At 70.5% G+C, this 7,135-nt stretch carries 8 protein-coding genes; 2 read left to right on the top strand and 6 right to left on the bottom strand.

All coding sequences use genetic code 11. The features are described from left to right. The first annotated feature begins 128 nt into the window (after positions 1-128). Entirely contained in the window at positions 129-464 is a 336-nt protein-coding gene (locus ACFU5K_RS24865; protein WP_384065423.1) for a hypothetical protein, read from the top strand. Positions 465-537: 73 nt separating this feature from the next. On the opposite strand, the gene ACFU5K_RS24860 is transcribed toward ACFU5K_RS24865, so the two are convergent. Together ACFU5K_RS24860 and ACFU5K_RS24855 are read right to left on the bottom strand one after the other, a co-directional pair. Then, the gene (locus ACFU5K_RS24860; RefSeq protein WP_384065421.1) at positions 538-1,635 is read right to left on the bottom strand and encodes a TDT family transporter; all 1,098 of its coding nucleotides are present in this window, start codon (positions 1,633-1,635) and stop codon (positions 538-540) included. A gap of 304 nt (positions 1,636-1,939) precedes the next feature. Further along, on the bottom strand, positions 1,940-2,998 hold the full coding sequence (locus tag ACFU5K_RS24855) for a GlxA family transcriptional regulator (protein WP_384065419.1): 1,059 nt from the start codon (positions 2,996-2,998) through the stop codon (positions 1,940-1,942). 82 nt (positions 2,999-3,080) lie between these two features. Here ACFU5K_RS24855 and ACFU5K_RS24850 point away from each other — a divergent pair, with 82 nt between their 5' ends. Beyond that, positions 3,081-3,626, top strand: a complete 546-nt coding sequence (locus ACFU5K_RS24850) for a winged helix-turn-helix transcriptional regulator (protein WP_384065417.1) — start codon at positions 3,081-3,083, stop codon at positions 3,624-3,626. A 38-nt stretch (positions 3,627-3,664) separates the two neighbouring features. On the opposite strand, the gene ACFU5K_RS24845 is transcribed toward ACFU5K_RS24850, so the two are convergent. The 4 genes from ACFU5K_RS24845 to ACFU5K_RS24830 all read right to left on the bottom strand — a co-directional run bounded on the left by ACFU5K_RS24845 (position 3,665) and on the right by ACFU5K_RS24830 (position 7,001). Continuing rightward, positions 3,665-4,381, bottom strand: a complete 717-nt coding sequence (locus ACFU5K_RS24845) for a response regulator (protein ID WP_384065415.1) — start codon at positions 4,379-4,381, stop codon at positions 3,665-3,667. Beyond that, positions 4,378-5,577, bottom strand: coding sequence for a sensor histidine kinase (locus ACFU5K_RS24840; RefSeq protein ID WP_384065413.1), 1,200 nt, complete (start codon positions 5,575-5,577; stop codon positions 4,378-4,380). The genes ACFU5K_RS24845 and ACFU5K_RS24840 overlap by 4 nt, the downstream gene beginning before the upstream one ends. Before the next feature lie 171 nt (positions 5,578-5,748). Further along, positions 5,749-6,459 (bottom strand): DedA family protein, encoded by a 711-nt coding sequence (locus tag ACFU5K_RS24835; protein ID WP_384065411.1) that lies wholly within the window; start codon positions 6,457-6,459, stop codon positions 5,749-5,751. Then, the gene (locus ACFU5K_RS24830) at positions 6,456-7,001 is read right to left on the bottom strand and encodes a hypothetical protein (protein WP_384065409.1); all 546 of its coding nucleotides are present in this window, start codon (positions 6,999-7,001) and stop codon (positions 6,456-6,458) included. Before ACFU5K_RS24830 ends, ACFU5K_RS24835 begins: the two co-directional genes overlap by 4 nt. Positions 7,002-7,135 lie beyond the last annotated feature (134 nt).

The following is a 7,135-nucleotide window of genomic DNA, read 5'->3' as shown; positions in this document are numbered from 1 at the left end:
AGGCGTGGGTCGGTGGCGGCGATCCAGGTGAGCTTGGCGGCCTGGCGGTCGGTGAGGTCGGCCTGGTTCTTCCACAGCGCGAAGCGGGAGTCCTTGCCGCCGGACATCTTGAGCACGGCGGACGTTTTGTGATCGAGGTGTTCGTTCCCGAACTGCAGCGCCTGCCTCCGGGGGAGACCGCCCGCCCCTTCCACATCGGTGAGCGGCATGTCGGATTCGACACGTACGACCTGGTCAATCAGCACGTGGTGTCACACCATCACACGCTCGTCGACGGTCGAGGTTCCACGTTTCGCTCACCGCACCGCTCCGTCTGGCCTGCCGAACTCGACCTGATGGCACGGCTCGCAGGGCTGCACCTGATCGAGCGTTGGGCCGACTGGAGCGCGACACCCTTCACCGCGTCCAGCCGGTCACACGTCTCCGTATGGCAGAAACCGTCCGGTCCGTCAGCACCTCGTTGAGCGCCCGTCCGGCGGCGGGAGAAGTACGGCAGCGTGCCTGCATGGACGCGACCTTCGCTGCTCGCGTCCCCCCTCACATCGACGCGGGACGGTCGGGAACCACTGTCCGTGCCCGCCCCCAGGTCCCGCCGGCCTGTGCCGCGACATGGCGCACCGACCGGCCCGCCACCGCGACCCAGGCAGCGATGAGCAATGCGTAGAAGACGACTGCGGCCCAGCCGAACAACTGCGAGCCGCTACGGACACCCAACGCGCCCGTAGCAGTCACGTAGGCGCCGAGGGGAAAGATGAACGACCACCAAGCGGGCGAGAAGGGCAGTCCCGCGCGGAACTCCCGGACCGTGAGCGCAAGGGCGAGGGCCAGCCACAGCAGGGCGAAGCCCCACAGCCCTACCCCGCCCACCAGCGCGAGGACCGCGGCGCCCCGTGCGTACGGAGCGGACAGTACGCTCGGCACCGCGGCGGCCAGCAGACTCAGCCCTGTCACGGCCTGGCTCAGCGCCCCCAGGCCGATCCACACCGTGGGCACCGTCGCCCCGGTGGGTGCGGCATGGTGCATCAGACGGCTGTAGACCATGCTCAGCACCAGCAGCACCGCGAGCAGTCCGAGCCCGAACAGCGCGCAGCAGCCCAGCAGCATGGCCAGGCGTGGCTCGCCGGCCGGTGCGTGCGGGACGAGCAGCGCGCCCGTGGCGGCGGAAACCAGCGGCGGCACCACCGGCAGCAGCCAGCCACCGAAGGCCGCATCCGGAGCGAAGCTGTGCCTCGTGATCATCAGGTACGGCACGGTGCACGCCGTGACACACCCGAGTACGGTCCCGAGCGACCACAACGCCCAGCCCACACCGAGCGCGGCCTGCGCTCCGATCACCTGCGGTCCGAGCTGCAGAGCTCCAGCGCCCACCGTGAGCAGAGCCACGGCGGGGGCGCCGAAGAACTGCACCTGCGTCGGATCGGCGGCGTGCAGCCGCAGTGCCCGCTGCCGACAGTATCCGGCGGTCAGCGCCACGAGCAGCGCGACGGCCACCATCCAGATCGCGGTGGCGCCGGTCCGGAGTCCGGGAATGCTGTGGGGCAGGGTGACCGCCGCGTTGGCGACGATCCCGGTGCCCATGACGGCCGCGAACCAACTGGGGCCGAGGGCGGGGCGCCGAACTGATCCGTCCGACATATGCGGAGGGGGACCGGAGAGTGCCGGGACCTCCGGGTTCGCGCCGTCCTCGCTCGGATCGGTTCGCGTACTACTGGCGTGGGGTGTCACGGCGTGCAACGCCTCTTTCGTCGTCTCGGGTACACCGATGCCGGCCGACCCAGGAGTGGCGCGAGCCGCGGAGGGCGGGTGCCACCGAGCCGGTCGGCCCACCGGCCGTTTCAGGCTAGGACGGCGCGGCGTCCGGGCCGCATAGCGGCGTAGGCCACAACACCCTCGGATCGGGACGCCTCAGGCATGACCGCCATCCCGGGGGCGCGGCTGCTCAGCGGATCCGGGTGGGTGGGTCCGCCGCCGGTGACGGGTCGCCGCTCACGGCACATGCGGGGGTGCCCCACGATCCCGGTCGGGTGCTGCGGAAGCGCGCCCTGAACGCGCCAGGAGTCACCTGGAGGTTCCGCACGAACGCCCTCCGCAGTGACTCGGGGGAACCGAATCCTGTACGGCGGGCGATCGCGGCCATCGGATCGTCACCGGTCTCCAGCATCGCCTGCGCCGCCTCCAGCCGGATCTGTTCGACGTATCGGGCCGGTGTCGTGCCCAACTCGTCGTGGAACAACCGGGTGACGTGGCGAGCACTGACGCCGGCCCTGCGCGCCATGGCGGACAGGGTGTGGTCGGTGCCCGGATCCTCCGTGACGGCGTCCAGGACCCGGCGGAGCATCTGCTGGCGCGTGTGCGGCGCGCGGGCGCGGACACTGAACTGGGACTGGCCACCGGGCCGTTGCATGAAGACCACCAGGTCCTTGGCCACCGACCGGGCCACTTCCGCCCCTGAGTGGTCCTCCACGACGGCCAGCGAGAGGTCGATGCCGGCGCTGACTCCTGCCGAGGTGATCACTTTGCCGTCCTGCACGAAGATCGCGTCGTGCTCGACCCGCACGGCGGGGAAGAGCTGGGCGAGCTGCCGCGAGTGGCGCCAGTGGGTGGCGGCGCGACGGCCCTCCAGCAGGCCCGCCGCGGCCAGCAGGAAGGCTCCGGTGCAGACGGAAACCGTGCGCCGAGCACATGCGTCGAGCCCGCGCACGGTGTCCAGCAGTGCCTCGTCCTTGATCATGCCGCCCCAGTCCGGGCCCCCGGGAATGATCAGGACGTCGCTGGTCCCGTGCATGTCCGCCGCGGCCGAGTCGACTCCGAGACGGGTGCCTGCCGCAGTCGTCACCTCGTTGCCGTCGGCGGACACGATGTCCAGCCGGTAGTGGCCGCCGAATTCGTTCGCCGATGTGAACACCTCGATCGGACCGGTCACATCCAGTAGCCGGACACCCGGAAAGACGAAGACCGTCACCACGAGAGTGCCGGCGTCGGCGTGCTTGCGGTTCATCGGATGCCTTCGTACGTGCCACACGGACGGTGTCGATGCTAGACGCGGTGAGTTTGGAAAACAAACCGACTAGAATCGGTGTATGAGCGAAGCCCAGCCGCGTGCCTGCCCCATCACCGGGACCCTCGACCTCGTAGGAGAGCGCTGGTCACTTCTGGTGCTACGAGAGGTGTTCATGGGGGTCCGGCGTTACGCCGGCATCCTGGCCAACACGGGAGCTCCGCGAGACGTACTCACGAAGCGGCTGAGATCCCTGGAGGCCTCGGGGATCCTGGAGCGCCGCCGGTACCAGGACCGTCCTCCCCGTTTCGAGTACCACCTGACCTCAGCAGGGCAGGCTCTGGAACCCGTACTGATCGGTCTGCGCGAGTGGGGTCTGCGACATCTGGAGAACCCGCCCCCCGCGCCGCGGTTCCTGCACACGTGCGGTGCCGACGTGGAGACGCGGGTGGTCTGCGCCGAGTGCGGCGACGCCCTGGAGGGAGGCGGCCTGGTGACCGTTCTGGAAGTTGAAGATACCGGCGGTTCCGGCACCTGTACGAAGGCCGGCGGCCCCCGTGATCGCAGGGAGGGAACGGGTGGTTCCGCCGACTCGGCGCACCCGCTCGTCAAAAGCCCGTCCCGGTAGCTCGGTCCACGCTGTCGGGGGCCGCGGACGTACCGGTGCTACACCAGTCCGCTGCGGTACACCAGAAGCGCGATCTGCACTCGGTTGTTGAGATCCAGTTTGGTCAGGATGTGGGACACGTGTGCCTTGACCGTGGGGACGCTCATGTAGAGCGTGGCGGCGATCGCCGCGTTGGTCCTGCCCTCTCCGATCGCGACAGCCACCTCGCGTTCCCGCGGTCCCAGCTGGTCGAGCTGTGCCCTGGCGGTGTCCGCGCGTGACTGATCCGCACGTGGCGCGCTGGAGTCGGCGTCGGCTGACGAACCGGGGGCCGAGGGCTCGGTGGTCGTGACGACGTCGATGAGTTGGCGCAGTGCGCCGGGGGAGAGTACCGCCTCACCGGCGGCCGCCTTGCGCAGCGCGGCCACGATGTCCTCGGGCGCCGTGTGCTTAAGGAGGAAGCCCGCCGCGCCGGCCTGCAGAGCCCGCAGAACGTACCGGTCGGTGGTGAACGTGGTGAGCATGATGACGTCGGGCGGGTTCGCGCGGGCCCGGAGCAGCCGGGTGGCCTCGATGCCGTCCATGGTGGGCATGCGGACGTCCATGAGGATCAGGTCGGGCGCGTGCGCGTCGACCAGGGCGGCCACCTCCTGACCGTCGGACGCCTCGGCGACCACCAGAATGTCCTCCGCGGCCCCCAGCATCATGCGGAGTCCTGCGCGGACCAGCGGATCGTCGTCGGCCAGGAGCACGCGGATCGCACCGTTCTCCGTCATCCTCGCGTGCTCCACGGCAGCTGGGCGGTGACCAGGTGTGACCCCGAACCGCTCCCGTATGTCAGCTGCCCACCGGCAAGGGCGGCGCGTTCCGCCAGCCCGATGAGGCCCAGCCCGGCACCCATCGGAGGGACTCGCGGAGGGGGGTCCGGAAGTGCGTTGGCCACCTCCAGGCAGATCCCGTCGCCGGGCGACCCCGAGAGAACGACACGCACGTCCTCCTTCGGGGCGTGCTTCCGGGCGTTCGTGAGCGCCTCCTGAACGATCCGGTAGACGGTGCGGCTGGTGAAGTCGTTCAGCGACTGAGCCTGAGCCAGCCGCGTCTGAACGACGATGTCCATACCGGCCGCACGGTTCTCCTCGATCAAGGAGTTCAGGTCGCGGAGCGTGGGCTGGGGCGGTTCGGTCCGGACGCCGCCGTCCGGGGCGAGCGGGGTGCGCAGCACACCGAGCACCTGCTGCAGATCTTCCATGGCCTGGCGGGCACTGTGAGCGACCACCTCGGCCGCCTGCTTGATCTGATCGGCCGGTGCGTGCGGATTGAACACCAGCGCCCCGGCGTGCACGCTCAGTAGGGAGAGCCTGTGGGCCAGCACGTCGTGCATCTCGCGGGCGATAACCTCACGCTCACGGCGACGGGCCTGTTCTGCGCCGAGGAGGCTTTCCCGCTCGGCGCGCGCGGCGCGTTCGCGCAGCCCTCGCACGAAGAGACCCCAGCCGACCGATCCCGTCACGAGCAGGGCGCCGGTCACCGCGGCAGCCACATGCGAGGAGTCGAGCCTTCCCTGCACCGCGAGACAGACCGGAATCAGGAGGAGGCCCAGGGCGGCCACCCTGCGCGTGGTGCGGGTGTCGCAGACGGCCGCGACGGTGAAGAGCGCGATCGCCGCGGCGGGGGCCACCGGCAGGACCGTGCACAGAAGGGTCGAGGTGACCGCGACTGCCACCGGCCTGCCGCGTCGCCACCACAGCAGCACGCACGCCGCCACGGGCAGCAGCAGCCCGCTGAGGTCGAGGACCGACAAGCCGGGTGCGGTGATGACCAGGCCGCGGCGGGTTGTGAGCGGGGGGTACAGCCACAGCCCGGACCGCTGCGCGTACAGGGAGCTGAGCACCGTCAAGGCGGCCGCGGCGCCGACGGCCACCGCGTCGCGCAGCAGGGTTCGCCTGTCGCGGCGCCGGTTCGTCTGATTCACAGTTACGCAACCTACGCCGGACGAAGGGGCGGGTGCGACTCCCGCCGGGTCTGCCGCAGCAGTCCTAGACCAAGGTATAGGGCACTTCGCGGCGGGAGCTTCCCGCACCGGCCGGTCGTCGACTTTCTGCTGAAGCGGAGACCAGGAGGACGTGCGATGGTGCGCGCACGGTCAGCCCTTCTGGACAGGCGTGTACTCACGTGCCGCGCCCTGCGGCACGAGCCGTCGGGGGCCGCCTGACGCCACGATCGCCGATCCGGCGGCCGGCATGCCACGGCTTCGGCGCCGCGCCAGGATCTTCGCCACGACCAGCGCCGGCACGCCCACCGCGATGAGCGTGGCGGCGCCGACCAGGCCGGTCGAGTGCACGAACCGGGTCGCTGCCGCGCCGGCGTAGTAGCCGAGCAGCACGCTCCCCGTACCCCAGACCACCGAGGCCGCGGTGCTGTAGACGAGGTAACGACGGTAGGGCATGCCAGAGAAGCCGGCCGCGTACGGCAGAAACGTACGGACGAAGCCTATGAACTTCCCGGTGAACACCGCGGCTCCGCCATGGCGTCGCAAGAACGCCGAGGTGCGTCCGCTCCGGGTGCCGCCCGAGAACCTCCGGCCCGGGCGCCGACGGGGCTGCCGCGCGCACCGTCGGCCCAGTGCGTAGCCGAGGTTGTCGCCGGTCACGGCCCCGGTGATGACGACGGCCGCGAGCAGGGGCCCGTTCAGATCACCACGGCCGGCGATCGCGGAGGCGATGAGCACAGCGGTTTCGCCGGGTATCAGCAGCCCTACGAAGGCGCTGGTCTCGGCGGCGGTCAGGATGAACACCACTGCGTACGACCACCACCCCGCGGCCTCGATCCAGCTGGTCGGCTGCACGGCCGTCACCCCGCCTGTCGTAGCGGCGCGAGCCCGCGGGACCCGCGATCCTCAGCCCCCTGCCGGAGAGCCGGCCGTGGCGTCTTCGCTCGTTCCGGCGGATCCCAGGGCCCTGGCGTGGGCAGACTCCGGAGACTCCTTCGCTGGAGGCATCCCGCCGCCCACCAGCTGCACAACGGGACGACGGCGCCCCACACCGCAGCGAGCTCGTGATGGGGGAGGGTCAGGACGGATCCGGCGACGCCGATCAGTGCCACCACGACGACGCTGATACGCCGACGGACGGCCGGGATGCAGGCGACCGCTGCCAGAGTCACGAGAAGGTACAAGCCCGTGAAGACACCCGGCAGTGCGACGTACTCATGGAGCAGCAGCCCCTCCCGCGCCGGAAGGTTCTGCACTGTGGAGGAGCCCGCGTAGACCAGTCCGGACACGCAGGACAGGAGCAGCGCGACCGCTGCGCGGGCATAGACGGATGGCCGTCGGCGGGCGAGCCACAGGAGGGTCAGCGCGATGACGGGCCAGGGTGCGACCGCAGAGATCTCGTCCATCACGCGCGCCGTGCCGGTTCGGCCGGGGCACCGGGAGCGAGCTCCGAGAGAGAGCCCGGGATGCGCGTGGGATGCGGGAGCGTGATTGCGCCCACTTCGGTCCATCGCGCCCACGGACTCCTGAGTACGGTCCG

The sequence above is a fragment of the Streptomyces sp. NPDC057428 genome (genome assembly GCF_042803195.1).
Lineage (GTDB): Bacteria > Actinomycetota > Actinomycetes > Streptomycetales > Streptomycetaceae > Streptomyces.
The sequence above is the reverse complement of the archived record's forward strand: the minus strand, read 5'-3'. Positions and strand labels throughout refer to the sequence as shown.